The 26,790-nt window shown below is 57.2% G+C and carries 27 protein-coding genes and 1 pseudogene; 16 read left to right on the top strand and 12 right to left on the bottom strand.

The window, feature by feature from the left end; all coding sequences use genetic code 11:
- Nucleotides 1-33: 33 nt before the first annotated feature.
- Nucleotides 34-1,647 carry an alpha-glucosidase family protein gene (locus AC0B60_RS05645; protein ID WP_465084746.1) on the bottom strand — a complete coding sequence of 538 codons (1,614 nt, stop codon included), beginning with the start codon at nt 1,645-1,647 and terminating at the stop codon, nt 34-36.
- Nucleotides 1,648-1,925: 278 nt separating this feature from the next.
- On the opposite strand from AC0B60_RS05645, the gene AC0B60_RS05640 reads away from it, so the two are divergent.
- Complete coding sequence (locus tag AC0B60_RS05640) at nt 1,926-2,885, top strand: FAD:protein FMN transferase (RefSeq protein ID WP_465084745.1); 960 nt, start codon at nt 1,926-1,928, stop codon at nt 2,883-2,885.
- A gap of 46 nt (nt 2,886-2,931) precedes the next feature.
- On the opposite strand, the gene AC0B60_RS05635 is transcribed toward AC0B60_RS05640, so the two are convergent.
- The 3 genes from AC0B60_RS05635 to AC0B60_RS05625 are packed head-to-tail and all read right to left on the bottom strand — an operon-like array spanning nt 2,932 to nt 8,124.
- Nucleotides 2,932-4,491 carry a hypothetical protein gene (locus AC0B60_RS05635; RefSeq protein WP_465084743.1) on the bottom strand — a complete coding sequence of 520 codons (1,560 nt, stop codon included), beginning with the start codon at nt 4,489-4,491 and terminating at the stop codon, nt 2,932-2,934.
- A gap of 12 nt (nt 4,492-4,503) precedes the next feature.
- Nucleotides 4,504-7,038 (bottom strand): LamG domain-containing protein, encoded by a 2,535-nt coding sequence (locus AC0B60_RS05630; RefSeq protein WP_465084742.1) that lies wholly within the window; start codon nt 7,036-7,038, stop codon nt 4,504-4,506.
- Nucleotides 7,039-7,044: 6 nt separating this feature from the next.
- Nucleotides 7,045-8,124: a hypothetical protein gene (locus tag AC0B60_RS05625; protein ID WP_465084741.1), complete on the bottom strand. Its 1,080-nt coding sequence runs from the start codon at nt 8,122-8,124 to the stop codon at nt 7,045-7,047.
- Between the two features lie 397 nt (nt 8,125-8,521).
- Between AC0B60_RS05625 and AC0B60_RS05620 the strand changes: the two genes are divergently transcribed.
- The 15 genes from AC0B60_RS05620 to AC0B60_RS05550 all read left to right on the top strand — a co-directional run bounded on the left by AC0B60_RS05620 (nt 8,522) and on the right by AC0B60_RS05550 (nt 23,732).
- Complete coding sequence (locus AC0B60_RS05620) at nt 8,522-11,167, top strand: HzsA-related protein (protein WP_465084740.1); 2,646 nt, start codon at nt 8,522-8,524, stop codon at nt 11,165-11,167.
- Between the two features lie 20 nt (nt 11,168-11,187).
- Entirely contained in the window at nt 11,188-11,940 is a 753-nt protein-coding gene (locus tag AC0B60_RS05615; RefSeq protein ID WP_465084738.1) for an SH3 domain-containing protein, read from the top strand.
- Nucleotides 11,910-12,557 (top strand): outer membrane beta-barrel domain-containing protein, encoded by a 648-nt coding sequence (locus AC0B60_RS05610; RefSeq protein WP_465084737.1) that lies wholly within the window; start codon nt 11,910-11,912, stop codon nt 12,555-12,557. The genes AC0B60_RS05615 and AC0B60_RS05610 overlap by 31 nt, the downstream gene beginning before the upstream one ends.
- Before the next feature lie 15 nt (nt 12,558-12,572).
- The gene (locus AC0B60_RS05605) at nt 12,573-13,070 is read left to right on the top strand and encodes a TlpA family protein disulfide reductase (RefSeq protein ID WP_449288066.1); all 498 of its coding nucleotides are present in this window, start codon (nt 12,573-12,575) and stop codon (nt 13,068-13,070) included.
- 18 nt (nt 13,071-13,088) lie between these two features.
- The gene (locus AC0B60_RS05600; RefSeq protein ID WP_465084735.1) at nt 13,089-13,328 is read left to right on the top strand and encodes a DUF4266 domain-containing protein; all 240 of its coding nucleotides are present in this window, start codon (nt 13,089-13,091) and stop codon (nt 13,326-13,328) included.
- Nucleotides 13,315-14,478, top strand: a complete 1,164-nt coding sequence (locus AC0B60_RS05595) for a DUF3570 domain-containing protein (protein ID WP_465084734.1) — start codon at nt 13,315-13,317, stop codon at nt 14,476-14,478. The genes AC0B60_RS05600 and AC0B60_RS05595 overlap by 14 nt, the downstream gene beginning before the upstream one ends.
- Before the next feature lie 19 nt (nt 14,479-14,497).
- Nucleotides 14,498-15,049, top strand: a complete 552-nt coding sequence (locus AC0B60_RS05590; protein WP_465084733.1) for an AraC family transcriptional regulator — start codon at nt 14,498-14,500, stop codon at nt 15,047-15,049.
- Between the two features lie 8 nt (nt 15,050-15,057).
- A complete protein-coding gene (locus tag AC0B60_RS05585) occupies nt 15,058-17,097 on the top strand; it encodes a hypothetical protein (RefSeq protein WP_465084731.1) in 2,040 nt (679 codons plus the stop codon).
- Complete coding sequence (locus AC0B60_RS05580; RefSeq protein WP_465084729.1) at nt 17,090-19,969, top strand: tetratricopeptide repeat protein; 2,880 nt, start codon at nt 17,090-17,092, stop codon at nt 19,967-19,969. The genes AC0B60_RS05585 and AC0B60_RS05580 overlap by 8 nt, the downstream gene beginning before the upstream one ends.
- The gene (locus AC0B60_RS05575) at nt 19,956-20,555 is read left to right on the top strand and encodes a tetratricopeptide repeat protein (protein WP_465084728.1); all 600 of its coding nucleotides are present in this window, start codon (nt 19,956-19,958) and stop codon (nt 20,553-20,555) included. Before AC0B60_RS05580 ends, AC0B60_RS05575 begins: the two co-directional genes overlap by 14 nt.
- Complete coding sequence (locus AC0B60_RS05570; protein WP_465084726.1) at nt 20,552-20,866, top strand: hypothetical protein; 315 nt, start codon at nt 20,552-20,554, stop codon at nt 20,864-20,866. Before AC0B60_RS05575 ends, AC0B60_RS05570 begins: the two co-directional genes overlap by 4 nt.
- A 135-nt stretch (nt 20,867-21,001) precedes the next feature.
- Entirely contained in the window at nt 21,002-21,715 is a 714-nt protein-coding gene (locus AC0B60_RS05565) for a MotA/TolQ/ExbB proton channel family protein (protein WP_465084725.1), read from the top strand.
- A gap of 24 nt (nt 21,716-21,739) precedes the next feature.
- Nucleotides 21,740-22,237, top strand: coding sequence for an ExbD/TolR family protein (locus AC0B60_RS05560; protein WP_085680171.1), 498 nt, complete (start codon nt 21,740-21,742; stop codon nt 22,235-22,237).
- Complete coding sequence (locus AC0B60_RS05555; protein ID WP_465084723.1) at nt 22,234-22,734, top strand: ExbD/TolR family protein; 501 nt, start codon at nt 22,234-22,236, stop codon at nt 22,732-22,734. The genes AC0B60_RS05560 and AC0B60_RS05555 overlap by 4 nt, the downstream gene beginning before the upstream one ends.
- 2 nt (nt 22,735-22,736) lie before the next feature.
- The gene (locus AC0B60_RS05550) at nt 22,737-23,732 is read left to right on the top strand and encodes an AgmX/PglI C-terminal domain-containing protein (protein ID WP_465084721.1); all 996 of its coding nucleotides are present in this window, start codon (nt 22,737-22,739) and stop codon (nt 23,730-23,732) included.
- Between the two features lie 60 nt (nt 23,733-23,792).
- Here the strand turns inward: AC0B60_RS05550 and AC0B60_RS05545 are convergent, their stop codons facing one another.
- The 8 genes and pseudogenes from AC0B60_RS05545 to AC0B60_RS05510 form a co-directional block, all read right to left on the bottom strand.
- Nucleotides 23,793-24,041, bottom strand: a complete 249-nt coding sequence (locus tag AC0B60_RS05545; RefSeq protein ID WP_465085168.1) for a GFA family protein — start codon at nt 24,039-24,041, stop codon at nt 23,793-23,795.
- Nucleotides 24,042-24,075: 34 nt separating this feature from the next.
- Nucleotides 24,076-24,375, bottom strand: a complete 300-nt coding sequence (locus AC0B60_RS05540; RefSeq protein WP_465084719.1) for a type II toxin-antitoxin system RelE/ParE family toxin — start codon at nt 24,373-24,375, stop codon at nt 24,076-24,078.
- A complete protein-coding gene (locus AC0B60_RS05535) occupies nt 24,376-24,645 on the bottom strand; it encodes a type II toxin-antitoxin system Phd/YefM family antitoxin (RefSeq protein ID WP_465084718.1) in 270 nt (89 codons plus the stop codon).
- A 126-nt stretch (nt 24,646-24,771) separates the two neighbouring features.
- On the bottom strand, nt 24,772-25,053 hold the full coding sequence (locus tag AC0B60_RS05530; protein WP_465084717.1) for a type II toxin-antitoxin system RelE/ParE family toxin: 282 nt from the start codon (nt 25,051-25,053) through the stop codon (nt 24,772-24,774).
- Entirely contained in the window at nt 25,050-25,322 is a 273-nt protein-coding gene (locus AC0B60_RS05525; RefSeq protein ID WP_465084715.1) for a CopG family ribbon-helix-helix protein, read from the bottom strand. Before AC0B60_RS05525 ends, AC0B60_RS05530 begins: the two co-directional genes overlap by 4 nt.
- Nucleotides 25,323-25,483: 161 nt before the next feature.
- Complete coding sequence (locus AC0B60_RS05520) at nt 25,484-25,876, bottom strand: hypothetical protein (protein ID WP_465084713.1); 393 nt, start codon at nt 25,874-25,876, stop codon at nt 25,484-25,486.
- Nucleotides 25,877-25,958: 82 nt separating this feature from the next.
- Nucleotides 25,959-26,330: pseudogene (locus AC0B60_RS05515) on the bottom strand (cupin domain-containing protein).
- A gap of 89 nt (nt 26,331-26,419) precedes the next feature.
- Complete coding sequence (locus AC0B60_RS05510; protein ID WP_465084711.1) at nt 26,420-26,647, bottom strand: hypothetical protein; 228 nt, start codon at nt 26,645-26,647, stop codon at nt 26,420-26,422.
- Nucleotides 26,648-26,790: the final 143 nt, after the last annotated feature.

The following is a 26,790-nucleotide window of genomic DNA, read 5'->3' as shown; positions in this document are numbered from 1 at the left end:
GTATGTCTTCTTGTTTGATCTGTGAAAGCGGGGTCAGAGTGATGCAATCTCCACACCCCAGGGCTGTAGTTCGAGCTCGTTGTCATTCCAGGAGGCGCCGACGAAATCAGGCGCACCGCTGACTCTCTGGCCCGTGGCCGGAGCTGTGATTCGAACTGGTTGATCCGTCAGGTTCAGAGCGACCAGAAGGGTGGTGCCTTCATAGGTCCGGGTGTAAACCAGACTGTTTTCGGGGCTGTCCAGAAAGTCGATGTCGCCCTTGAGTAGCACCGGTTGTTGTGCGCGCCAGCCAAGGAATGCCCGGTATGCCTGCAGGATGGAATTTTCCTGTTCGTGCTGGATGGCGACCGCTGCGTTGTAGTGTTCATCATAAACCGGCAGCCAAGGGCGTGCATCGGAGAAGCCGCCATTGGCCTCTTTGTTGTGCCACACCATGGGGGTACGGCAACCGTCCCGGCCTTTGTATTCGGGCCAGAAGTTAATGCCGTAAGGGTCCACCAGGTCTTTGTATTCCAGCTCTGCCTCGGTCAGGCCTAGCTCTTCACCCTGATAGATACAGACGCTGCCACGGAGGGTCAGCAGCATGGCCATGTAGGCTTTCAACTGCTGGGGTGAGCGCGCCTGCCAGCGAGTAGCAACCCGTGAAACATCATGGTTGCCGATGGCCCAGCAGGGCCAGCCGTCGGTCAGTTTTTTCTCGATGGAGTCGACGGTCTTCTGGAAGAAGTCTGCCCCGTGCTGTTCCGTCAGCAGATCGAAGGAGTAAGCCATGTGCAGTTTGTCACCGCCACTGGTGTATTCCGCCATTGTTTGCAGCGAGTTGTCGTCGCCGATTTCCCCGACGGTGGTGGTTCCGGGGTATTGGTCGAGCAGGGCACGCAGGCGCTGCAGGAAGGCCAGGTTTTCCGGGCGCGTCTTGTCGTATTTGTGGAACTGGTAGGCGTAAGGGTTCTCCTTGCGTACGCCAATGGAACCCTCAGCAACAGCTTCGCTGGGAGGGTTGTCCCGCAGTTCGGGATCGTGGAAGCAGAAATTGATGGCGTCCAGACGGAAACCGTCAACACCCCGGTCAAGCCAGAATTTCACGTCCGACAGCACCTGTTCAACTACGTCCGGACAGTGGAAATTCAGGTCCGGTTGGCTGGTCAGGAAATTGTGCAGGTAGTACTGCTTGCGGCGGGTATCCCAGGCCCATGCGGAGCCGCCAAACACCGACAGCCAGTTGTTGGGTGGGGTGCCATCGGCCTTTGGATCTGCCCACACGTACCAGTCTGCTTTCGGGTTGTCACGGCTGGCGCGGCTTTCAACGAACCAGCGATGCTGGTCGGAAGAATGGCTCAACACCTGGTCGATCATGATCTTTAGGTCGCGTTTATGGGCCGCGGCAATGAGTTCATCGAAATCCTCGATGGTGCCGAAAATCGGATCCACTCCGCGATAGTCAGAAACATCGTAGCCGAAGTCTTTCATTGGCGAGGTAAAGAAGGGCGACAGCCAGATGGCATCCACGTTCAGGCTGGCGATGTAATCGAGCTTGGCGGTTACGCCAGGCAGGTCACCAATGCCATCGCCATTGGAATCGTAGAAGCTGCGTGGATAAACTTGATAAATGACGGCGCCACGCCACCAGTCCGGGTTTTTCATCATCTTGCCTCGCTTAACACCCTGGCGGTGAAAGATTGTTATTGTGAGAGCGGAGAGCATCCGCTGGAATAGCTTTCATGCATAGTGCGACGACGGTGCCGGCCATTCATCCTCCTGACGCACTTTTTATTGGCGTAGCCGGGGGGATGAGGGGGGCGTAGAGGGGATGAGTCGGGGTGGTATTAAAGACAGCGATTAAATCAAGGTTATCGAGACGAGGGCGGGCAGTGAGCAACGGATGGTTGAATAAGCGGCAAGTCGTGCAGGGTTTGTCGTGGTGTATGGCAATACTGTTGATGGTGGCCACGCCAGCGAAGGCCGAATGGGTGCGTGTGAACGGTACGGCGATGACGACTGCCATCGCAATGGAGTTCTGGTCTGAGGATCCCTCCGTGGCGGAACAGGCGGGCGACGCGGTACTGGCATTATTCGATCGAATTGATCACCAGATGAGTCGCTACCGTGAGAACTCTGAGCTTTCCCGGGTCAATCGCGAGGCGGCCAATGGGCCGGTGGAAGTCAGCGACAGCCTGTTTACGGTTCTTCAGCAGGCGTTGCGTGTCTCCGAGTTGAGCAACGGTGCATTTGACATCAGCTTCGGCTCCGTCGGCTACCTGTACGATTTCCGCGCCAGACAACAGCCCTCCGACGAAGAGCTGGCGGAGAGCCTGGCAAAGGTCAATTACCGATCCGTAGTGCTGGATCCGAGTACCAGTACCGTTCGGTTTCTTAATGAAGGGGTGCGGCTGGATCTGGGGGGCATTGCCAAGGGGTATGCCGTCGACCGTGGTATCGACATCCTTAAATCGTTTGGCATTCGCAACGCGCGTTTGAGTGCAGGGGGAGATCTGAGGCTGTTAGGTGACAAGCGCGGCAAGCCCTGGATAGTGGGTATCCGGGACCCCCGGTCTGAATCACGCAACGCTATGGTTCTGCCACTGACCAACGTGGCGGTATCGACGTCTGGCGATTACGAACGCTTTTTTTTCGACGACAACAATGAACGTATCCATCACATCCTCTCGCCGGCGACCGGCAAACCGGTAAAAGGCGTGCAGAGTGTGACCATCCTCGGCGACGACAGCATCACAACCGATGGCCTGTCCACGGCGGTCTTCGTGCTTGGGGCGGCCAGGGGCCTTGAAATGGTCAATCGGTTGAAGGGCATCGACGCCGTCATCATTGATGAACAGCGTCAGGTGCATTATTCGGACGGGCTGATGCCACCGGAAAGGGAATGATGCAAAAAGGGTGTGCGACCGGGCCCGTAAGCCCGGTCACGCCGGGTCACACAATCGGTTCGAGGGCGATGAGCCGATCACGGCTGTTTTGATTTCCTAGGCCATGATTGGGGAACCGGTCCGAGTTCTCAAACATGCCTTGTTCCCCGTGCAGCGCCATGTAGTTGAGCAATACCGTTTGCACCAACTGGTTTACGTTGTTAGCTGCAGGGCTTGAGGCGGTCTCCACCGAGGCGTCCGAGCGCATAAAGCCGATCTGGTTGGTGAGGGCAGTGGGTTTGCCCGCCGGGCTGTAAACCAGGAAGAAGGACGCTGCCGTTTGCTGGTTGTCACCCGTCCACTCGCCTTTGCCGCGTCCCGCCATGGATTCGTCCAGCCGACCATTACTCGACACGGAACCGTCGCTGAACACGTACAGCATCAGCCGGGTTTGCGTGCGATGTGCGTATTCAAGGCACGCACCCATGCAGCGGCCTGCCAGGTAATCCCGATCCTCGCCAGTTCCGCGTTCACCTGTGTGGTAGTCGTAACCACCCAGGGTGACGGTACCGGCGCCGGCGTAACCGTTCTGGACCAGCTTCATAACCGCAGCGGTCTTGCGGATTTCCCGGCCCAGTCGCGAGTTTTCGTTGAACTGGGCTTCGGTGAAAATGCCACCCACGATGTCCGTATCCTGAGATGGATCGATAGAAGACGGATCGGCAAAGCGCTCGGTCAGATCTGCGCTTTTAACATAGCCGCAGTTGACGAGGTCTTTCACCACATCATCCCTCGTGATCGTCATTTTTGTATCGACGTTGTCCAGTTTCTTGCGGCTGATGCGCTGGATGGACTCCATCACGGCGACGGCATCGTCCTGATCCAGAATGGCCGTCAGATCACCCACGTCTACCAGGCCAGAGACGTCACTGGGGCGGTCAATCTTGGTGGGGCGTACCTGGGGATTGATCAGGCTCATGGGCGCCATGGAGTTGCCGCCACTTTCTGAGCTCTGTGAACCCACAAGCGTGAGCAGTTCGCCGTCAGCGCCCGCCTTGCTGATACCATACATCGGGTTATGAGGGTTATTGCCGGTGTCGTTCTCGGAGCGGGCGGCAATGATGGCGCCATTGATGAAGGCCCGGGCCGCAACGGATGTACTGTCCTGCATACCCCTCAAAAAGCCACTGTCAGAATGGAATGCCAGGCCAAATTCCTGGTTCACGAAAGCAGGGTCGTTCGGCAGCATGGTGCCCGGCAAGCCCAGCTTGTTGTAGCCGGCGGTGCTCAGGAAGTCGAACTGGCCACCGGATTTGCCCATCAACACGTTCGAACCGGCAATGTTGGCGCCGCCGGCCAGATCGAAGCAGATGAAGGGAATCTTGCCCGCGCCCGCCGAGGCGATGCCGCAGGATTGCTTCCAGTCCTCGAGGTCATCCGACAACGCCGCGGACGCCTGCCGTGGATTGGCGAACAGGCTGAACACCGATCCACCGCAGAGCGTGGCTGCACCGGTCATAAAACCCTGGGCGATGAACTCACGCCGGGTTTTCGGTCTTGCGTGATCACTGTGCAGGAGAGGTTGATCCGTCGCCAGTGCACGTTTGCGAGAAGGTTTGATATACATGGTCAACGTCCTCTACTGGATCAGTGTCACGGCGCTGCCCAGTACGGCGGCGCAGCTTGCTTTGACAACGGTTTCGGTACGGCCGGCTTCGCAACTACCACCACAGGTGGTGAGGCGCCCCATCAGGGCATCCAGCTCAGTTTCAATGTCCGCATCGGAGGGTTGCGTGCTCAGGCTTGTGCCGACGAAGTTTTCCATCAACGGCGTTTTGATGAGCGCCCGGCCAGCATCGTCAAACGCAGTGCCGGCATCTTCACCGAAGTCAAAGCCCGGGAAGAAGGCGTTGCGGCGTGTGGTATCCGACACCAGCACATCACAGTACTGGATCGCCATCTGGGTAATTGCCATCTGATGGGATGACAGGAAACCCTCAAGGTCCTCTACTGTTGGCAGCTGTTGCTTGACCGTTGTGAATGTTTCGGCGACGCCCGGCTGGGTGGTCGGAATACCCGTCACCTTCGACATGGAGGCATTCACTTCGTCAAATGTCTTCAGGCCTATGGCGGAGAATTCCGTGCTGCCGGTTTCCGGTGGCTGTGTCGGGGCAGGGCCTTCCACCCGAACATCTGTGTTGCTGCCGAGTTGTTCAAAGGTCAGGAAGAACTGGTCGTTCTCAGGACCTTCCTCCAGCGCGAGAACCGTGCCGAGCCTCGATAGCGGCTGGCCGGAACCTGCCACGTAATCACTGGCATTCAGTGTGATATCCAGATTGGCGAACGACTGGCCCACCACCACTTCGCGGCCGTTGATGCCTATTCGCATTCCCTTCAATGGTATGCCCGATGGAGTCTGGGTTTCGTCGAGACTGATGAAGAACGGATTTGAGAACAAATAGCCGTAGTTGTCGAACTGGCTGGCCTCAAACACGATAAAGCTTTCCGGCATATCCACCAGATGGGACACGCTGAACAGCAGGAAGAACTTCTGTCCGACGCCCACGTCGTAGTTGGCGGCAACCTGCTCTGCAGTGAGGGCCCGATTGTGGATAGCGAGCATTCTTACGGCGCCCTCCCAGGGGGATTCACCGTCTGTCTCGTTGCCTAGCACCAGCGCAAAGCTGTTGTCCCAGTCCGTCAGCAGCCCGGCGGAATCAGGGTCGACATCACCGGAGGGTTCACCGTTGACGAAGATCTCGCGGCCACCGTCAGGTGTGAAGTTCACTACCACGTGTTGCAGGGTCGCCTGCAATAGCATGGGGTTGGCTTCGGTGAGCAGCGGATCGTTCTGCTCTGTCGTAGTGCTCCGGTGCAGGAATTCGTAGCTCTGCATGTCCTGGCCCAGGGTGAAGTTTCGCGCTATTGAGGAGCCGGAGTAGGTCACGATGCGAGAGTCTTCCTGGGTGATATTGCCGGGCACAACCCATGCTTCGATGGCGTATTCGCCGGAGGCTGTCAGTAGGGTGTGCAGTTTTCGGCTGTCGGCAGTCGAGCCCTGGGCCTTACCGGCACGGATCATCGCGCCTTCTTCGGTTTCGAAGGCCGGGCCAATATCAATACCCCAGCCACCGACCCAGCCGACGTTACCGCTGAGCGTCAGGTCCAGGGGAGGGGAAATGCCGCTGGTATCAAAGGCCGTTGGGCCGTCGCCTGCTTTGAATTCGTAAAGCGCAATGACGTTGTCTTCGTAGCGGCCGCCGGCATTGGCCAGCAGACCGTCGTTGGCTAGGTTCAGTGCCTTGCTGGTCACCAGGTTGGAGGGAATTGGTTCTGGGTCCCCAAGGCGACCAATAAAGGCCTGGATTGCAGCCAGCATCTCTGTGGCAGAGTCGAGGCAGTCGGCATCCCAACAGTTATGACGGTCGTCTCTCAGCCGTTCTACGAGTCTTGAAGAGGCCTCGTCAGGAAGTATCCATTCCTCGGTGACCGGGTCTTTCCCGTCGTTCAGGTCAATGCGGCTTTTGGCCTGTTCGTACGCAATGTCGACGTCGGAGCTCGCGATGTACGGTGTCTGGCCGTTGCTGGTGTGGCAGTCGCTGCAGTATTGGGTCAATACAGGGTAGATGGTGTTTGCAAAATCGTCGGCGTCCGACGGAAAGGTGAGCGTGTTGTTCACGTCCTGGATGTTCGGAGCTCGAAGTTCGACCGTTTTAACCGATCCCTCCGATCCACCCGCCCAGTTTGAAATATAGACCGTCAGCAAATCGGTACAGGCGGTAATGGACGTAGTCCAGCAGTTGTGCCCACCGGCAACCTTGGTGACCATCTGAGATTGGGACGGGTCGGACAGGTTAACGATGGTGTTGGCCTGGGCGTAGGCAATATTGATGTCGCCCTCATGCACGAACTGAGGGGATTGGCCGCCAGCGTTGTGGCAGGCACCGCACTTGTTCTGGCCTGAAAGTTCATCCCAGACGCTGCGCTTGAAATTCAGTACATCGTCGGTAGCCGGTGCCGGGCCGCTATAGTTAACGGTATTGGAGCCGCCGCCGGTGTTTGGAAGCGATTCGGTAGACTCGCCACTGTTACAGCCCGCAAGAAAGAGCAGGGCAGCAAAAACGCAGAACATCGCAACGGGGGTTCGGATTCCTTGCCTGATTACAGTTTTCATAGTGTCCTACTCCCCCCGGCAATACGCGGCAGATTCCGCAAAGGCAGTTTTGAGGTTGTGCTCGCTGCGAAAACTCGTAACGATTTCGCTAATCTTTGAGCGATCGCTATCGTTTGAAGGCTCTCGAAGGCAGACATTGCGGAATACTTTTTTCACCTGGCACTGGGCAAAGGCGTCGGAATTGGCGAACTCCCGCCCCAGGCTCTTGGCGCCGTTACCGGAGCCGGGCAGGGCACCATCCCAGCCCAGGCGCCGGTTGGTGCCGGACCGCCAGTAGTTGTCCCAGCCATCGTCCGGCGTCACGTACCCCTGCTCAAAGGTGGTTGAATTGATGTGGTATTTGGCGACAACGCGGGTACCCGTTTCCGGGTCCACATCGCTAACAGAGTTGTAGATCAGCCTGCCAAGCTCGCCATCAGGGTCCGTATCGGCGTTGTACTGGTAGTCGTAGTACGCAAAGGCCTGGGTCATCGGGTCCATGCCGGTGTGACAGCCAACGCAGTTGCTGAGGAACACCCGGCTGTCGCCACCCGGACTGCGCGACACGTCCTGGCGGATGCGATCCGGTGGCAGCGAAACATCCGCTACCTGTTCCAGGTCGTTGCACATGTGGTTGAGCAGGGTGAAGCGAAACATGGCGCGGTTGGTTCCGGCGCTGAAAAACGCCCTGGCTGCGGCGCGGGAGGTGATTACACCGGCCGTGGCGCCTGTCGGCAGTTCAGAGTTAAGGCTGGACTGCGTGGTTTGTTCCAGCACGTTGTCGTCACTGAGGGTAAAGCCGGAGCGTTCAAGATCTTCATAGTTGTCGTTGTTCGACGTTGAGTAAGCCGAGATACCATTCAAGCTCGAGTTACCGACATAAAGTATGTCGTCATATAGTATGCGCCGGAAATCATGATTATCCCGCACAATACCGATGACGGTCGCCGTGTAATCGTTCAGCGGAACGAAGGGCGACATCGCCTCATTTGTCCATGGTGCAACGAAATTTTTGAGGGTAACATCGTAAAACGCTGGATCTTCCATGGCCGTGTAGGCTGCGGAGACGGCGCCTGACGGACCGTTGTTGATTATATCCGCGGCCATCTGATCCAGCACCTCTGGTGAGGGAGGGACACCGGCGATGCGTTCATGGATACGTTTCGCCTGGTCCCGGGGACCAGCGTTTGCGATGGTAGCCTGCGTTCCGACCAAAGCCAGCAGGACAGTGAATAAAAATGTCCTCTTTATAAGTTGCCGGGTCGCACAAAAGACTGTCATGATCGATTCCCTCGATTTCGTTAGCATTCGCACATTAGTACCATTTTACAATTGTTCAAAGTCTAGGCGAGCTATTAACGGCGGTTTTGAGGGCTGCTCCACGTTATTACATAGCGTTACGTAAAAGCCTTGGAGCATAGGCCCTGTCCCGACTTAGCGTATGTAAATGGATTTTCAGGCCAAACAGGGTTCGTTGGTGGTGACTAAACATTGCGAAAATAAAATGTGCTTTTGCATCAGCGAGTTACGGTCGTATTTTGCTGTGATCGGCCGGGTATTGGCCCTTGGGCCCGTCGCGTTGGCTGCAGGGTGCCTCCAGAGCGGAGACAGTCAGTCCAGCGATCCTGTGGTTGTTGAAAATCCCGTCGCCTTTGTAAAACGCCCCTTGCTGTTCGACGAGAACAACGGGGTGCTTATCGGTGACAACCTGGCTGAGCCTGCAGAGTTTCGCCCCGGCGCGCGTTTGTTCCTGAAGGATCGCGCATCTCCTGACGCTCCGTCGCGGGATATCACCTCATCGGCTTTCCAGGGGTCGCTTGGTTACGACGTCAAGGATCTCACCGTGTCCTACGATGGCACCCGGGTTCTCTTTGCCATGAGGGCACCGGAGATTGAGGATGCCGATGACGACGAGCAGCCAACGTGGAACATCTGGGAGTACGACGTAGCCTTCGGTGATCTTCGACGTATTGTCGAATCGGACGTCACCGCTGAGGCGGGACAGGACATCGCCCCTGTCTATCTGCCTGATGACCGTATTGTCTTTTCCTCCACGCGGCAACGGGTGTCCCGCGCGATTCTGCTGGACGAGGGCAAACCTCAGTATCCGGCGCTTGACGAGGAGCGTGAGGTTCCCGCCTTCGTCCTGCACGTTATGGATGCCGATGGCGACAACATCGAGCAGATCACGTTCAACCAGAGCCACGATTTGGACCCCTTAGTAACGGACGAAGGCACCATCGTGTTTAGCCGTTGGGACAACGCCGGCCAAACCCAGGGCAACGGGTTTAACCTTTACAAGGTCAATCCGGACGGCACCGGACTGAGTTATCTATACGGTCGCCACTCCCACGACTCAGTCAGCGATGACGCAAACATTGAATATCTGCGCCCGCAAGCCACCGATTCCAGTCGGCTGCTGGCGCAGCTTCGGCCCACTGAAACCGACAATTTTGGTGCTGTTCCGGTTGAGATAGATATCGACAATTATGTCGAGGCAAACATTCGCGTTAACGGCGATTCCGGCTCGGCGCAGACGCCGCTGGTCAGCGGGTTGTCTCTTGGCGATGAGATTTCGTTGCGTGGAAACTACAGTTCGGTGTCCCCGTTTCTGGATGGCACCCGCCGCTACCTCGTTAGCTGGAGCCCATGCCGGCTGAGGCTTGCCAGTGGCAACGGCGACATCCTCAACTGCACTCAGGAGCGGATTGCCTCGGGCGCCTATCGGGTCGCCGCCCCTGTTTACGGGTTGTGGTTGCTTGATATGGCCTCCGGCACTCAGCGCCCGATTCAATCGCCCGAGGAAGGTCAGCAGTTCGACGAGGCGGTACTGATGACCGAAAGGTCCCTGCCAACGTTTATTCCCGAATCGCAGTTCTCAGGCGATGCGGGGGCCCTTGCAGAGGATGGTCTTGGCATACTGCAGATCCAGAGTGTCTACGACATTGATGGCGTTGATACTTCTCCGGCGGGTATTCGGCAGACAGCCGATCCGGCGATTGTTTCTCCGGACAACCTTCCCAGGCGCTTCCTCCGACTCGAAAAGCCGGTTTCAATTCCCGATGAAGAGGTCAGGGACTTCGACAATACCGCGTTTGGCCGCAGCCAGGCGCAGTCGATGCGGGAGATTCTCGGCTACGTGCCGGTCGAGCCCGATGGATCGGTTCGAGTGGCTGTGCCCGCCAACGTCGCGTTTGCCATCAGCGTGGTGGACGATGAAGGACGACGGATTGGCCCCCGTCACCAGAACTGGTTGAATGTCAGGCCCGGAGAAACCCTGGCATGCAACGGTTGCCATAATCCTGGAAGTGCCGTACCCCATGGTCGCCCGGATGCGGGGCCAGCTCCGGTGTACGCAGGTGCGCCGACCACCGGCATCGAATTCCCGAATACCGACCCCGCACTCTTCGCAGACATGGGTGAAACCATGGCGGAAACCTGGGCCCGGGTTAACGACATCCGTCGCCTCGGGCCGGACGCTGTCTATGTCGATCAGTGGACAGATCCCGATGATGCCAGTCTTACACCAGGCACTGCGTTTTCTCTGAGTTACGCGGACCTTGAAACGCCTGCCCCGATTCGTCCCGAATGCGCCGATGACTGGCGCGCCGCCTGTCGAACTGTCATCAATTACGAGCAACATATCCATCCGCTGTGGGGGCTGGAGAGACTCATTGATGACGGGAACGGCAACATCGAGGATTTCACTTGCACCGGCTGCCATTCCGACACCGACGCAGCCGAAGCGACGCAACTGCCGGTCGCACAACTCGACCTGAGCGATGGCCCCTCGACAGACGAGCCGGATCATTTCAAGTCCTACCGAGAGCTCCTGTTTAACGACAATGAACAGGAGCTGGTTGGCGACCAGCTCAATGATGTTCAGGTACAGGACGGATTCCTTCAGGACGAAGACGGTGAATTTATTCTGGACGACGACGGCAATCAGATTCCCGTCTTTGTAAACGTCAATGTGCCTCCCACTATGTCCGTTAATGGAGCCCGTGCCAGCGGCAACTTCTTCAATCGATTCCATGCCGGTGGCAGTCACCAAGACTTCATGAGCCCTGCCGAGCTGCGCCTCCTTGCCGAATGGCTTGATGTTGGTGGCCAGTATTACAACAACCCCTTTGATGCTCCGGCGGACTGATAGGACCTGAACTGTTAACCATGAGACTGGCCCTGATACTGCTGTTTTTAACCGCGCCCCTGTCCGCTACCGCCGACTGGCTGTGGGGCGGTGCCGACGAGCCGATGCCCCAGGTTCAGGTGGCGGAGCCGTTTGTGGAATGGCGCACCGGGCCGGCCGTGGGCTATCCGGTGTTCCATACCAGTGAAAAGGGCGAGTGGCTAACGCTGCGCATGCGCAAGACGTCCTGGCTGAAAGTCACCGACCGTAAGGGGCGGGAAGGCTGGGTGCATGTGGATGACGTGCAACTGACACTGGATGGTGAGGGTGAGCAGGTCTCACTCAGCAATCCGCGTTTTGACGATTTCAGCAGCCGCAACTGGGAAGCCGGGCTGATGATGGGCGAGTTCGAGGGGGCGTCGGTGACCGCTGTTTACGGCGGCTATCTTCTGACTCGCAATCTGTCGGCAGAGTTGTGGGGCTCGCAGGTGCTGGGAAGCGCCTCGGAGATTCGTATGGTGAACGCCAACATCGTGCACCAGCCGTTTCCCCATTGGCGTATTTCGCCCTTCTTTACATTGGGCGTGGGGCATATTTTCATCGAGCCCAAGGCCACCCTGGCGGATCCCGGTGACCGGGACAACAGCATTGGGCACGCCGGTCTGGGCGTGCGCGCCTACGTCACGGACAACTATTTTGTCCGTGCCGAGGTCAAGGACTACAAGATTTTCACCAACCGGGCAACCAACGAAGAAGCAACAGAATGGAAAATCGGATTAAGCATATTCTTCTGACCGTCCTGCCGTTTGCGGGCCTGATGCTGATACCACCTGCCGTCAGTGCCCAGGACGACGACCGGCCATTGATCGAGCCTGATGTGCGGCCCCAGAAGGTCGACGAGGCGTTGATCGATACGGAAAATTTCGAGATCGGTGTCTTTGCCGGCATCATCAACATCGAGGATTTCGAATCGTCGTTCCTTTGGGGCGGAAAGCTGACCTACCACCTCAGTGAAACCTTCTTCTTCGAAGCCAACGTGGGCTTTGCTAAGGGTGGTGAAACCAGTTTCGAAAAGCTGGCTGGCGATGTCCAGGTGCTGTCAGACGAGGATCGGGATTACAGCTACTACAACGTCAATATCGGCGTAAATGTACTGCCCGGTGAGGCCTTTCTGACCGAGAACTACGCCTTCAATACCAACTTCTACCTGATCGGTGGGGCCGGCGCCACGGACTTTGCCGGCGACACCCGGTTTACCGTCAATGTAGGTGCTGGTTACCAGGTATTGCTGACGGACAGCGTGTCGATTCATCTGAGGGTTCGTGAACACTTCTACCGGATTGATGTGCTGGGCGAAGAAAAAACGTCCATGAACACCGAGGTCAGTGGTGGCCTCACTGTCTTTTTCTGATAACAGGAGTCAATGATGACAACACGGTTTTTGGGATTGGCCCTGACCCTGGCCACGCTGGTAGGCGTTTCGTCCGTTCAGGCGGAAGAAATGAACATCCCGGCGCCGGACTTTACACTGGAAAGCCGTCAGGGCGAGAACCTGCGGCTACAGGATTTCCGTGGGGAAGTGGTGATGCTCAACTTCTGGGCGTCCTGGTGCGGCCCCTGTCGTCAGGAAATGCCATTGATGGACGATCTTTACGCCCAGTATAAGGACCTCGGGTTCACCATTCTGGCGGTCAACGTGGATGAGAACCGCGACGAAGCGCACCGCTTCCTGGACAAAGTGCCGGTCAGCTATCCGATCCTCTATGACCCGGAAAGTGACGTCAGCGAACAATACGAAGTTCAGGCCATGCCGACCACAGTCATGATTGACCGGGACGGCAATGCCCGTTTTCTCCACCATGGCTACCAGCCTGGCTACGAAGACGAATACGAAGCGCAGATCCGGCAACTGGTGCGGGAATAGCCTGAGGCAGGTGAGTGTATGAACTCTTTCAAAGCAGTGATGGCGTCGGCAACCGTGATCTTCATGACGTTGGGTGCTGCCGGTTGCAGCGATATCAAGCCCTGGGTGAAGCCCTATGAGCGGGACAAGCTTGCGGACCCGGTGATGAGCCTGAGTCGGCATGGTAAGGCCGACGTCTATATGCACCACGTCTACCAGGCCCGTGAATCAGCGAGGGGGTCGGAAGGCGGCTCCGGAGGTGGTTGTGGCTGTAACTGATCGCTCTGGGTTTTTCTCCGCCCTGGCAACGGGCCTGGTGTGTTGGCTGTTACTCGGCCAACTCGCCACGGCGGCCACCCTGCCGCTGGATAACGTGGACGTCCTGTATCACCGCTATGAAGGCGGCGGCATGGTCATTGATGGTCCGTCTGTTTTGGTGCGCAAGAGCGTGGGCCCACAGGTGTCCGTGTCGGGCCAATATTACGTGGACATGGTGTCTGCCGCATCGGTGGATGTTCTTGCCACGGCCAGTGAATATACCGAAGAGCGTACTGAATACAGCCTCGGGGTGGACTACCTGCACGAGGACTCGATCCTCAGCCTCGGCTACACCAACAGTTCAGAGAACGACTACGAGGCCAACACGATCTACCTCTCCACCAGCCAGGAATTTTTTGGCGGTATGTCGACCGTTACCCTCGGTTACGCCCAAGGCTGGGACGAGGTCGGTGTGGCGGGGAACGATTCGTTCAGTGAAGAGGCAGACCGTCAGAACTACCAACTGGGGCTCAGCCAGGTTGTCACCCGTAACAGTCTTGTGGGGCTGGATCTTGAAGTGGTGACGGATGAGGGTTTTCTACAGAATCCGTACCGCCAGAATCGCTATATCGACCCCAATGACCCGACGGATTTTCTGTACCAGCCCGAGCGTTACCCGGAAACCCGCACCAGCTTCTCCGTGGCCACCCGGGCGCTGTATTACCTGCCTTACCGGGCCTCGATTCGCGGTGAGTTCCGCTATTTCAGTGACAGCTGGGGCATTGATGCCCAGACCTTCGAGCTCGCTTACGTTCACGCCCTGAATCCCCGCTGGACGCTGGAGGGGCGTGCCCGATACTACGTCCAGGACGAGGCGGATTTCTACAGCGACCTCTATGCCTTCGAAAATTCCCAGACTCACCTGGCGCGAGACAAGGAAATGAGTGCGTTTTCCGGCACCACCTTCGGCGGCGGCGTGGTTTACGAGTGGAAACAGACCTCTCTACCGGGCATCCAGCGCCTGCAGGCCAGTCTGCTCGTGGACTGGCTTGATTTCAGCTATGACAACTTCCGGGATGTCACTGCGTCCGGTGACTTCCTGCCTGGGCAGGAACCCCTTTATTCGTTCGATGCCTTTGTAACCCGGGCATCGCTGATTCTTGAATACTGACAGGTCGGGACGATTCATCATGATGACCCTGAAGAAACCATTTGCATTGCACGTTGCCAGCCTGGTGCTGATACTCTGGCTGCCAGCGGCCTCAGCCCAGGACAACGGCGAATCCGAGACCGACGACGGTGCTGTCGCACTGAGCGTTGGCGAGCTGAAGAAGCAGGTAATCCGGCTGAACCGGGACCTGTTCATTCTGGAAGAGGATCTGCTGTATCCCGCCAGCACGCAGTTTGCGGTGTTTCTCAGCCTCGACACCGGAGAATTCCTCAAGCTGGATTCGGTGAAACTCAAGATCAATGACGAAACCGTTGCAGCGCACCTGTATACCGAGCGCCAGGCCAAAGCCCTGCAACGTGGTGGAATGCAGCGCCTGCACATTGGCAACCTCAAGACGGGCGAACACGAGGTGACTGTGTTTGTTGAGGGTATTGGCCCGGATAACCGAGCCTATAAGCAGGCCGCGACCTATCAGTTGCAGAAGGATACGGATACCGTTGCCCTGGAGGTCCGCATCCGTGACCGCTCCTCTGATTACCAGCCCGACGTGGCTATTGTCGAGTGGGAGTAACGCGGCCCGTGATTGAGTGGCTGAACCGAACGACGGCAGGTACCCCGGGTGGACTCGCGCTTGCCGGTGCGCTTGCAGCGCTGCTCCACAGCCCGGTGGCTGTGGGCGATGAGCTGCCACAGCGCGCGGCCGACCCCGCCTATGGTGTGGCTCTGTATGAGTATTACCAGGGCAACGCGTTCGAGGCGCTGACCCGCCTCAACGTGGCCGCAGCGGAAGGTGGTATCGATGGCCACGGCGACCATCCTGCCCTCGTGGAAGGCGGCCTGATGCTGTCCTACGGCATGACCCACGAAGCCGGGGCCCTGTTCCGGGAGTTACTGGACCAAGACGCAGCGGTGGCGCCGGGCACCCGCAACCAGGCCTGGTTCTATCTGGGCAAAGTGTTCTACCTGGAGCAGGACCCTGTCGCGGCGCGAGACGCCTTAGAGCGGGTGGATGACGAGATCCTGGAAGACGAAAACGAAGCGCTTTACCACGAGTGGCTGTACCTTCGTGGCCAACTGGCCTTGGCCGGAACAGCGGCGACCAATGGGGAAACCGTTGACGAGCTGATCGAAGCGCTGCCCGAGAGCTCACCCTGGCGCGCCTACCTGCATTACAACCAGGCGGTTGGCCAGCTGGCGGAAGGCCAGACGGAAGCAGCGATGGCCGATCTGGCCAGCCTTGATGATCTGCTTGACGAACTGACCGACGAGCTGCCTGAGCTCGAGCCAACGTTGGCCAATGAAATGTCCGCGCTCCGCGAACGGGTAAAGCTCTCCATAGGGCGGCTACACCTCAGTAGAGGTGACTTTGCGGGCGCGATGGACAGCCTCAAGCAGATTGCACTGGATGGCGTGTTTTCCGACGAGGCGCTGTTTGACTACGCGGTCGCTGCCTCCCGAGAGGGCAAAGCCGGTTTGGCGTTGCAAGCGTTGAATACCCTCCAGCAACGCCCCCTGTTTACCCCCTGGCTGCAGCAGGTGCCCTATGCCCGCGGCTTCCTGTTCGAGCAGATGGACCGCCAACAGCAGGCGCTGCAGGCCTACCGCGAGGCTGCCAGCCATTACCAGTCGCTGAACACCCGCCTGTCGAATGAGCGGGAGCAGCTAACCGAACGGCGATTGATCGAGGCCCTTCGCTTCGTGCGTGAGAGTGATAGCTCGGGACAGGCCGGTTCGATGGACCCGGCGCTGGTGCGCCCCGAACCGGGAGAACCAACCGTACTGACCGATGCATACGGGCGTGTGAAGGTCAGGCCCAAGGATTTCAGCCTGGCTGGTTTGTTGGCAACCGAGCGCTTTCAGCTTTCCCTGCGTGATCTGCATGAACTCTACCGTTTGCAGGATTCCCTTGGCCAATGGCAAAAGCAATTGGAATCCTTCGATATCATGTTGGCAACCCGTGCCCAACAGCGTGAACAACGTATCCGCGAGACCCGCGACGCGCTTGAGGCGCTCAACGCGAATCAATGGCTGGCACGCCAGGCCGAGTATCGCAACGCCATCGAAGCCGCATTGGCCAGGGAGGACCTTCGGTTCTTCATGACACAGGAACAGCACGAACTGGCGGACCGGCTGGCACAAGTGGAGCAGACCCTGTCGAAGCTACCGGATGACGAATCCACCCGCGAACAGCGTGAGGTATTCCAGCGGATGGAGGCTTACTTCAACTGGCGAATTGCCGATGATTACGCGGTCAATCGCTGGGCCGCTGAAAAGCAGTTGCGAGAGCTGGACCGGGCCATGGACGTGTTTGTCGATCAGCGGGCATTGATTGAGCAGGAAATGGCATCGGGTGGCGAAAACCAGGCCCTGGCAGTCAGGATAGAGGCCCGCCAGGCCGACCTGCAACGATTGCAGGGCGAGGTGAATAAGGCGCTCTCCGCAGCTCGCATGGAACTGCTCACGCTGGTGGATAATGAACTTCAGCAACAGAGCCAGGAAGTGCAGGGATACCTCAGGGCAACCCGTCATGCAGCGGCAAGATTGGCGGACACGCTGTTCCTTGGTCGCAATGGCGCGGCGGCGAATCCGGCCACCGAAGCGGGAGGTGACCGTGACTGAGTCGGTCGTTCGCAGGCGCCTGGATGCGCTGCTTCCCGTGCTTTTTGCCGGCCTCCTTGGGGGTTGCCAATCGCTTTCAATGCCTGACGTGTTTGGCGGAGGTGATGACAGACGGCCCCAGCCGGGGACTCTGGCGACTCTTCAATCCATTGAGGAAACCATCGAGCCAGCATCGGATACCCGGGGCGGCACCAGTGAAGTATCTCTGGGTGAGGTGATGGACAGTTACCGAGCCTTGTTGCCCCTGTTGGAAGACCCCGCCAAACAGGTTGCCGTGCGTCACCGGCTGGCGGACCTGGAATTCCAGCGTGCGGAGAACAAGATGGTTGAAACCGCCGAGGATGAGATGGCAGGGGCCATTGAGGCCTACGAGCAACTGCTGGCGGAGTACCCGGAGCGACCCGGTAACGATCAGGTACTTTACCAGTTGGCCCGCGCCTACGATTTGCGCGGCATGAACGAAGAGCACCTCGCCACGCTGACGACGCTAGTGAACGAGCATCCCGATTCGCAATTCTGGGTCGAGGCCCAGTTCCGGCGCGGTGACCTGCTATTCAGTAATCGCCGTTACGCCGAAGCGGAGCACGCCTTCCGCACGGTGATCGACGCTGACCCGGCAAGAAGGGACGACGCCTCGTTCCTGGTCAACGCTCACTACATGCTGGGCTGGAGCCAGTTCAAGCAGGGCGACTACCAGGAAGCCCTGTTCAGCTATATCGATGTACTGGACCTGGTAATGCCCGAAGAGCAGGACGTGGAATCCGTCGGGCAGGAATACCGCACCATGATGGAAGACCTGTTCCGGGTATTCGGTCTGTCTCTCTCCTACCTGGACGGCGCGGACACCCTGCAGGCGATCTTCCGTGAGACCGGCGAAAAGTCCTACGAAATCCTGGTGTATGACCGCTACAGCGACCTATTGCTGGAACGGGAGCAATACACCGACGCTATCGACGTGTTCGAGCGCTACATTGATGCTCGGCCACAGAGCCCGTGGGCGCCCCGCTACCACATGCGCATCATCGACACCCTGGCGCAGGCCGGCTTCACTGCCGATATACCGGACCGTAAGGCAGCCTTTGTTCGGGATTACGGCATTCACAGCGCCTACCTGCAACAGGCTGATGACGAGACAGCTTTCTATATTGGGCAACAGCTGGAAGAGCTGATTCCGGAGTTGGCCAATCGACACTACGTACTGGCTGGCGAGAACGAAGGCCTGGAATCGGAAGAGCACTATCGCCAAGCGGCGGTCTACTACGAGGCCTTTGCGGATACCTTCCCGACCCATCCCCGCACGCCGGAGATGCTGTTCCTGCTGGGCGAAACACACGTGGAGCTGGCCCAATGGCCGGACGCCATTGAGGCCTTCGAACGAGTGGCCTATGACTTCCCCTGGGAGGGAGAGCCACCCGAACGCGCGGCCGAGGCAGGCTATGCATCGGTACTGGCATTCCGGGAGTATGAGAAGACCTGGCCCCGGGAGCCCGTCGAAACCTACAACGACTACGCCGAATTCCAACAGTTGAATCGTCAGCGATTCGTGAATGCGTATCCCGACGACCCACGCTCGGAAGAAGTGCTCTACATCGCCATGCAACATGAATTTGAGCGGGGCCGTTACGGGCAGGTGGTGGAAATGGCGAACCGCATGATCGCCCGCGTTCCCGCCCCCGGGGCGGAGATACTGACCGAAACCGGGTTGCTGAAAGCCCACAGCCTGTTTGAACTGGGCCGCTACGCCGAGGCGGAAACCACCTATCAACAGACCCTGAGAGTCATGGCGGAGACCGACGAACGGCGGCCGGATGTTATTGAAAGCCTGGCGGCGTCCGTTTTCCGTCAGGCGGAAGCGCTGGCGGATGCCGGTGATACCGCAGGCGCGGTCAGTGAGTTCCTGCGTGTGGGTGAGGTCGCTCCCACCTCGGCGTTGCGAGCCAATGCTGAATACGACGCGGCGACACTACTGATTGAACTCAGTCATTGGCAGGATGCCATCGACGTGATGGTGGCGTTCCGGTCCCGCTATCCCGAACACGAACAGATCGACACCCTGCCAGCACGGCTGGCCCTGGCCTACCGCGAAACCGAACAGTGGGAGAAAGCCGGGGACGAGCTGAACAACCTGATTGCCATGGCAACCACGGACGAAGAGAAGCGCGAGAACCTGCTTATCGCCGCGGACCTGTACGAACGCGCGGGCAAAACTGGCAAGGCCATCGACACCTGGCGGCGGTACGCCAATACCTATCCGGAACCACAGGACGTCTACATGGAGGCTGCCAACAGCCTGGCTGGCCTCTATCATGGGATCGGGGACGACAGCAGCCGCCGTTTCTGGCTACGGAAGCAGATGAACACCGTGGACAACAATCCCGATGAGGCGGATGACCGCATGCGTTACCTGGCGGCCGAAGCCTCGGCGATCCTGGCCCGAGAGTCGCTGGCGTACTACGACAGCATTCGCCTGACCTTGCCTCTTAACCAGAGCATGGCAGCCAAAACCAAGGCGTTGGAAGAGGCTGTCACCGCCTACCAGAAAACCGCGAGTTATGGCGTGTCGTCCTTTTCCACTGAAGCCGGCTACCAGATTGCGCACATCTACGCGCGCCTCGGCCGCGACCTGATGGACTCCGAGCGGCCCGAAGGGTTGTCGGAGTTGGAACTGTCCCAGTACGAGCTGCTGCTGGAAGAGCAGGCCTACCCGTTTGAGGACAACGCCATCGATATTCATGAACAGAACGCCAGCCGCGCTCGCAATGGCATTTTCGACGATTGGGTTCAGCGCAGTTACGAAGCCCTGAAGACCCTGCTTCCGGGCCGCTACAACAAACCTGAAATCACCGTAGAGGTTGTCGATGAGCTGGGCTAAGTTATTCCAGGGTTGGAGGCGAGTGGCACTGCTGATGGCGGTGTCGCTGATAGCTGGTTGTGCGTCCTCTCCCAAAACCGACCCGGCAGACGTTGCGGAGGAAGAGCGCCTGGCGAAAGAGGCCGAGCTAAAGCAGGAGTTCAGCGAGGCAGTTGCCTTGCTCAGGGGAGGGGATGCCGACAACGCGCGGGATCTGTTAGAACAGATCCATCAGTCCGACCCCGAGCGAACCGGCCCCCTGGCGAATCTCGGCATTATTGCTCTGCAAGAGGGCAATGCCGCAGAAGCTGAAGCGTATTTCAGGCAGGTGATAGAGCGCGACCTGGAACACAGCGCAGCGTTGACACATCTCGGGGTTATGGCCCGGGAGCAGGGCGAGTTCGATCAGGCTGAAACGCTTTATCGACAAGCTCTGGAGGCAGACCCTGATCATCTTCCGGCCATGCTGAATCTGGCCATCCTGCTGGATATCTACCTGGGTCGGTTGGAGGAGGCGCTGCCTCTCTACGAACAGTATCAGTCGTTGGCAGAAGAGCCGAACCCACGTCTTAAAGACTGGATCTTCGATGTCAGGAACCGCTTATGACCGCTAGAAAACAAATACTCAGCTTGTTGTTGATCATCGCATTCCCCTGCGTCGCCCAGGACGGTGTTGTGACCATCGAAGGCACGCGTATCCGGGGCGACCAGGAAGTGCCCACGGTACTCTATCTGGTGCCCTGGCAAGCCCCGGCCGTGCAGTCACTGGAACGGCCAGACGAGCAGTTAATGCTCCAGCGCCCCTTCGCGCCTCTTGAACGCCAGGAATTCCAGCGACTGGTGTCCTATCATCAGTATTTCCGCGCCTCCACGGCGGATTTGACGGATTCCGGACGTTCCGACCCAACATCGGAATGAGACTTGTGTCACATACTGTCTGTGCACATACGCATGTAAAAACAAACCGCTACAAAGACTTGCGTGAACTTACCCCCGCCGGGGCGGTTGCCGCATACACTAGCCTGCAAACACGGACTATGGAGTGCCCTGAAAATGATTGAAACTGCCGTTCGCTTCTTCCAGGAAGGTGGCTTTTTCATGTATCCGATCGCCATCGTGCTGATTATCGGACTCATCGTTGCCGCCGAACGTTATATCTACCTCTCTACCCAAAAGATCACCAATCGCAGGGATTTCAACCGGTTGCACCACATGATTGGTGGTAAGGATCTCAAGGGCGCATTGAACTACGCCTCCGAATCCGGCAGTGCCATGGCCTCCATGATCGGTTTCGGCCTGCAGCGCCTGGCTCGTCGCCAGTCCCGGGAAGAAATCGAATACGCTATGGAAGAGGGCCTTCTGGAAGTCATGCCCCGCCTCGAGAAGCGTACCCAGTATCTGTCCACCCTGGCCAACATTTCCACGCTGATGGGCCTGCTCGGCACCATCATCGGCCTGATCGCCGCCTTTACCGCGGTGGCTTCAGCGGACCCCTCGCAGAAGGCGAGTTTGCTGTCCCAGAGTATCTCCGTAGCGATGAACACAACGGCCTTCGGCCTGATGTCTGCGATCCCGCTGCTGCTGATCCACTCCGTACTCCAGACCAAGACCAACGAAATCATCGACAGCTTCGAGATGGCAGGCATCAAGGTGCTGAACCTGATCACTGACGGAACAGGCGCACGGCCGCAGGCACCGGCCTCCACCGCTGCCCGTCCAGCAGAGCCTGCTTCCCGTGCGGCCAACCCCGCCGGGTCAGTGGCGTAACGGTTCAATCAGGGAGCTAAAGCCATGAGGCGTAAGCATCGTCGGCTTCGCAGCGAAGCGGACCTGGACATCACACCGTTCATGAACCTGATGATCGTGTTGGTTCCGGTCCTGCTGCTGAATATGGTGTTTGCACACACCAGCGTGCTGGAACTGAATTTTCCGGATGTGGATAGCAGTTCCGTTGAAGAACAGAAAGAACTCCAGTTACAGGTCGTCATTTTCGAAGACCAGCTTGTGGTGTCCGACAACCAGGGCGGTGTGATCAAGACCATCGCCAACCGCGAGGCGGCCCACGACTTCGAGATGCTCGGTAAGGTCATGAAGGAGCTCAAGGGCAGGCTGCCGGACAAGCGCAATATCATCATTATGCCGTCCAGTGACACCTCCTATCAGACCCTGGTATCGGTCATGGACAAGGTTCGCTCCTACGAGGCGGTTGTTGCAGGTGATGTTGTTGAGGCCGAGCTGTTCCCCGAGATCTCGCTGGGCGACGCACCGAAGAGGGCTGAACAGTCATGAAAGAGTCTGCGAAAGCCAAACGCCTGAAGCGCCATCATCGGCGCGGCAAACAACAGAGCAAGCTGAACCTGGTGTCGTTGATGGACATCTTCACCATCCTGGTGTTCTTCCTGATGGTGAACTCGTCTTCGGATGTTCAGGTGCTGAACCAGGACAATGCCATCAAACTGCCGGATTCCAGTGCCCAGCAACCTCCGGGCGATGTACTCGCGCTGACGGTAACGGACAACGATATCCTGGTGAACGGCCGTGTTGTGATGAAGCGGGAAGTGCTGCAAGTATTTAGCGGCCAAGTGGAGCCAGCGTTGAAGGAAGAGCTGGACTACCAGGCCAGCCGATCCAGTGCTCCAGCACCGGATGCAGGGCGCCCCATCACCATTCTTGCCGACCGCGAACTGCCCTATGAGCTGTTGAAGAAAATCATGTCCACCTGCGTGGATGCGGGCTACGCCAGCATTTCACTGGCTGTAAACCAGAAAACAGAGCAGGGAGCCTAGTCGTGGCAGAGCATCGTCAGGGATTACCCTGGAATCAGGAGGCCGGAGAACGCAAGCGCTTGTTTGCGGTTGCCACCCTCGTGGTCCCGCTGTTCCTTGTGGCGGCCGCGTACATCACCTGGGTTGAGTTGCCGGAACAGGACCGCAAAGAGCGTGAAGCCCTGCCGCCGCAACTGGCTAAGCTGATTGTTGAGAAACAGGAACCGCCACCACCTCCGGAACTGAAAACGCCGGAACCCGAGCCTGAACCCGAAAAGCCGGAACAGGAAGAGCAGCCCGTCGCCGAGCCCGAGCCCCAGGTCCAGCCACCTGCGCCGGAACCTGAGCCAGAACCCGAGCCGGAGCCGCAAGTAGCCGAAAAGCCGGAGCCTACGCAGCAGGATGTCGAAAAAGCCCGGGAAAAGGCAAAGAACACCGGTATCCTCGCCATGGGCGATGAGCTCTCCAAGCTGAGTGCCCTGGGTAAATCCGTCAAACTGGATACACCGGCCACGGTCACAACCGCCGAGCCGATCGCCCGCAAGACCGGCGATACCCTGGCACAGAAGGCCAACACCGGCCGTAGTTCTGGCGTGGATGAATCCGGCCTGACCCGCGAAACCCGTGAGGTTGCGCTGGCGGAACGGCAACGGGCTCAGGTAGAGGAAGCGGAAGAAGTGGTCGCCCAGGCGAAAGCCGTCGAGCGTGAACAAAAAGCGGCTGCCAGCAAGCGCAGCCGCGAAGAGCTCCGTCGCACCATGGACGCCAACAAATCGGCCATCTACAGCATCTACAACCGCGAACTGCGCCGCAAACCCTCACTGCAGGGCAGCGTAACGCCGGAACTGGTGATTGAAGAGAGTGGGGCGGTCTCAAGTTGTTCGGTGGTGGAATCCACCCTGAATGAGCCGGCGCTTGAAAAGAAAATCTGTAATCGCCTGCGGTTAGTGGATTTCGGTTCCCGCCCGGGTGTCGACAGGACAACTATTCGCTATCCGATCGAACTGCTGTCTGGTTGAGCGGACGTTATTGGCTAAAGAGTCCCGGCCGTCAGGTCGGGACTAACCTACAATCAGCCATTAGCGACGATCGGACGAGTGGTTGATGCCATCCGTGGTAGGAATATCGCCCAACTCAAAGGGATTTACCCCCTCGATGCATGCCACGTTCACCCCAAATTGATTCGGGTTTGAGCGCCGTCTATGGTGAGTATAGATCCCGCAGGTAGAGCAGAAGTAGTGTTCAGCGGTTTTGGTATTGAATTGATAGAGCGTCAAATTCTCTGCACCCTGCAGAATCCTGAAAGCGGATAGAGGAACCGAGGTCACCACAGCGCCACAGCGAAGGTTTTGGCATGCCTGGCTATGTTCTGCTTTCAGGTAAGTCGAGTTGCCTCTCACTCCGCCAGACTCGTATGAGCACAAGCTCTTTAGCCTGCCTGAGGTAGACAACCCGAAATGGCGCGTGAATCAATTCGCGAATGTGATCCAGACTGAATTCAGGAACAACTCGGCCAGCATCGGGGTGGGTTTGAAGCATTCCGCAATGCTTCAGGATAGCAGACACGAGATCATCACCGATATGTGACACATCCTGCTCTCTGTAATACGTCTGAATAGCCTGCAAGTCCTCAAGAGCGGACTGTGCGATGCGTAATTCCATTTACTTGATGCCCAACGTTTTCTTGGCGTCCTCCAACGATACGGTGTTGCCCTCGCGAACATCCATAAGTCCCTGCGCCACCGCCTTTACAAACCGCAATTCCTCTGCAGTTCTCTCATAATCCTCGAGCCCCTGAACCACCGCTATGCCTCGGCCGCGACTGGTAAGCAGGATCGGGCGATGCGTATCCTGCGCCTGGCCAACCACCTTTCCGGGATTGATCTTCAGGTCTGAAAGAGGAATGACATCTTCGGAAAATTTTACTTGCATGATGATTGCCCGGCCAAATAGTTGGTCCTATTAATAGCACCAGTTAACAGGTGCGGTCAAGATGCATAGCGCTGTGCAAAAACGGCGCCCGACTAGGGCGTTCGAGTGCCGCGCTTGGTTAAATTGCTATCGCTCACCCTCAAGGCCATGCCAAACCCGGAGAATAATGATGGCACTGGCATGGACTGAATATCGAACAACGTATTTTCCGAAAACCATATCTCGAACAGAGTCAGGCACCGGTGCCATTTCAACTGGTGCGCCCATTTTAGGGAAGTTTGGAAGTAATTCGATTTTGCCAACCAGCTCGGAGGCAATCCTGGCTGCCGCCGTCGGGTTTTGCACCGCAATGAACTCCCTGAGGCGCTTCAAATCTTCAATGGCTTCATCCGTGTAAACCAGTTTCACTTACCTGATCTCGGCGCATCCTGCTCGTTTTCGGTTCCCCAGCTATTAAGCCAACTGTGAACCTCGCTGGCATCAACAACCTTGCCTTGGGCAGCGGACTCCATCGCCTCTAACGTTTGTTTCCACCGCTCTTGCTCAAGCTGCTGCTTTTCTATGTATTCCGACAAAGCCTGGTTGATTACCCAGCCTTTGCTCCGGTGCAGCCTGCTGGCGATTGCTTCCAGGTGCTGTTCAATTTCTGCTTGAAGGCGAACTGTAGTGACGCTCATGACTATACCCTCGGACTTGTCGAATACAACGTATTACAGCATAGTCTGCGAGGGTGTGGCAAAAAATTTAACGCCAAAATAACTGGCGAAATTGCGCGCCAGCGTGATTGAGTCCAGTGCGTACCGCGTAGCGGTGTTTACGCACGAAGTTCATTGCCTTGTTACGTGTTATTGCCACTAAAGTACTGGGCATAGGTTTCACTATTTTTTACTATAGCCGTTACATGTAAGGGCTCGCCTTTCAAGTCATCAATGGCAGAGCCGTCTTCAATATGGATATTCTCAACAGGTATTTCATTACCTGTTTCAGTAGTCAGTTTAAGTTCCATATCTCCAATTTTTGTAGACAAAGTATGAAGCTCAGGAATCCGTTGTTCTCCTGGGTTTCCGCTTAATTTCATTTCTGCAGAAAAGAGTTCAGTGAACACGCGTTGAAAATCACTATACGCACCACTCGGAACAAAAAGCCCATGTCGAATCCCCATGCATTCATCAGAATACTCTAAATCAGTGCTTCCGATAATTTCAGTTTTCGCCTTTATTAGATATTTCATTATTTACACGTAACGCCTAGCGGCAGGGACGTGGTCTTTACAGAGCGGAGCGGCGTAAAGGACATCCGTGTGACGCGTATTGTTAACTGCTATAGATCCAAGCATCTTCCGCTGTCCGACTACCAGCTTCGTCGCCGGTATTCACGACTCCCCTTGGCTCTATGATCAAAATCTTTGCTTCTTTTTCCGCAAAGGGTTTGTGTTCAATGCCCTTGGGAATCACGTACATCTCGCCCTCAGAAAGATTCACATGTCCATCTCTAAAGTCGATTCGGAGACAGCTCTCAAGCACTATGAACGTTTCATCCGTATCCTTGTGGTCGTGCCACACAAAGTCACCCTGTATTTTGACTACCTTGAATTGATAGTCGTTCATCTCGGCGATGACCTTCGGTGACTATTGCTCATCAAATAGGCCGAGCTTTTCTTTGAAATTGACCGCCTGATAGCTCATTAGAACTCCTTTTTGGCCGCATATAACGCTTTTGTTGTGGGGCGCTGAAAGCGTCCAAGCCCCGCAGGGGCTGAACCACCAACTTTTTGTTATGTGCTTTTAACATATTTAGTCACAAGTTTAAGCTGGAAAGGCGAAAACGTACCTTCCCATTTATTTGAGCCATCATCTAAAACACACTCTACTTCATAAGCTTCTGGATCTTTCGGATCGCCAAAGACTAAAAGCACAGCACCTTTATCCCCAATGCAAGCACTAGGAATATTTGGGTTGAGCTCCACAACTTCTACCACATCCAATTCAGTAAGCTTTTCCATAGTATTTATTTACACATAACGAGGCTGTAGAAAAACCCGATTTCGAGCTGTTCCCACCGCCTGATTCCTGTAAATTTTGTCGCGGCCACCAACTGGCCGATTAGCACGATTCCGGTGTTCAGCCATCAGTTTCGGCCCTTTGA

The organism is Marinobacter sp. V34 (genome assembly GCF_055524115.1).
The sequence above is the reverse complement of the archived record's forward strand: the minus strand, read 5'-3'. Positions and strand labels throughout refer to the sequence as shown.